Below are 1238 nucleotides of genomic sequence, written 5' to 3' on the forward strand. Positions count from 1 at the left end.
GCGTGATTCCGTTCATCATCCTGCAGCTTATTGCCCTGCTGATCCTGGTGTTCTGGCCCCAGCTGGTGCTCTGGCTGCCGGCTAATGCCTATGGCACCTAGTTATTGCTACGCGTCGCCATCATGATGTCTGAACCGCCCGTAATGGGCGGTTTTTACGTTTTTTGTGTTGTTGATCTGGCAGCTCAACAGGCTTGTTTGCCTGTTGGCTGTGATGTGAAGGATATGCCGAATGCGGTCAAGGGCTTGTCCGCGACGCAAGCGTGCGGTAACGCTATAATGCGCGCCGATATTGATGGTTAAAGGGCGGGAACCAGGCTTATGTTCAATGCGGATACGGTGGTTATTCTGGATTTCGAGACCACCGGACTGTCTCCCGATAATGGCGATCGTGCCATCGAAATCGGTGCGGTGCGGCTTGAAAACGGGCAGGTAACCGGGCGCTTTCAGGAATTGATGAATCCGGGGAAGCGTGTCAGTGGATTTATCGAAAGTTATACCGGCATAAGTAATGAGATGCTGGCCACTGCTGCTGAAAATGCCGAGGTAATGCTCAGGTTCGCCGATTTTATCGGTGATTTCAATCTGGTTGCGCACAATGCGTCTTTCGACAAGCGTTTTCTGGATGCTGAATTTGCGCGGATTGGCGTACGCTATCCGGGGCAGTTTGTCTGTTCCATGCTATTGGCGCGCAGGCTTTTGCAGGCAGCGCCGGACTACAAGCTCGGCACGCTGGTGCGTTATGCCAACATTCCCGTCGAGGGTGTGTTTCACCGTGCCCTCTACGATTCTGAAATGACCGCCAAGCTCTGGCTGGCGATGCTGGATAATCTGTCAGGTCGCTGCCGGCTTGGCGACATTTCTTTTGAATTGCTCCACAAAATCAGCAAAATGCCGAAAAAATCCGTGCCCGGGTTTATTACCGGTCTCTAGCAGCCTGTCGGACTTAACACTGATCTACTGCGGAAAAGCCAATTTTGGCCATTTTGTGTACTCTTTTTTGTTAAATAGAACCACTATTCGCCTCAAAAGAGGTCAAAAACTGCCTCAAAACGGACTTTCCCTCGTTACGACCGGCCAAGCCCGACAGGCTGCTGGCTGTTGAAAGGGCCTTTTCGCAGCCGTCCAGAGCAGGATAAATCTTCTTATTAACCTGGTGTGCAAATAGGTTCCCTACCTATTTGCACATCACGCCACGGAAACGGGCGCAGGTGCGCGGACATGCTGGTTTCCGCGGCG

The 1238-nt window shown here is 52.3% G+C and carries 1 protein-coding gene; it reads left to right on the forward strand.

From position 1 onward, the window contains the following. Window positions 1-320: 320 nt before the first annotated feature. Window positions 321-932 carry a 3'-5' exonuclease gene (locus F451_RS0124360; RefSeq protein ID WP_020684021.1) on the forward strand — a complete coding sequence of 204 codons (612 nt, stop codon included), beginning with the start codon at window positions 321-323 and terminating at the stop codon, window positions 930-932. The last annotated feature ends 306 nt before the right edge of the window (window positions 933-1238 follow it).

It is taken from the genome of Marinobacterium rhizophilum DSM 18822 (genome assembly GCF_000378045.1).
In the GTDB taxonomy this organism is placed as follows: Bacteria; Pseudomonadota; Gammaproteobacteria; order Pseudomonadales; family Balneatricaceae; genus Marinobacterium_A; species Marinobacterium_A rhizophilum.

Bases quoted from the DNA above. Each gene is read 5' to 3' on its own strand.
- F451_RS0124360 (WP_020684021.1), top strand. From the start codon at position 321: ATGTTCAATGCGGATACGGTGGTTATTCTGGATTTCGAGACCACCGGA.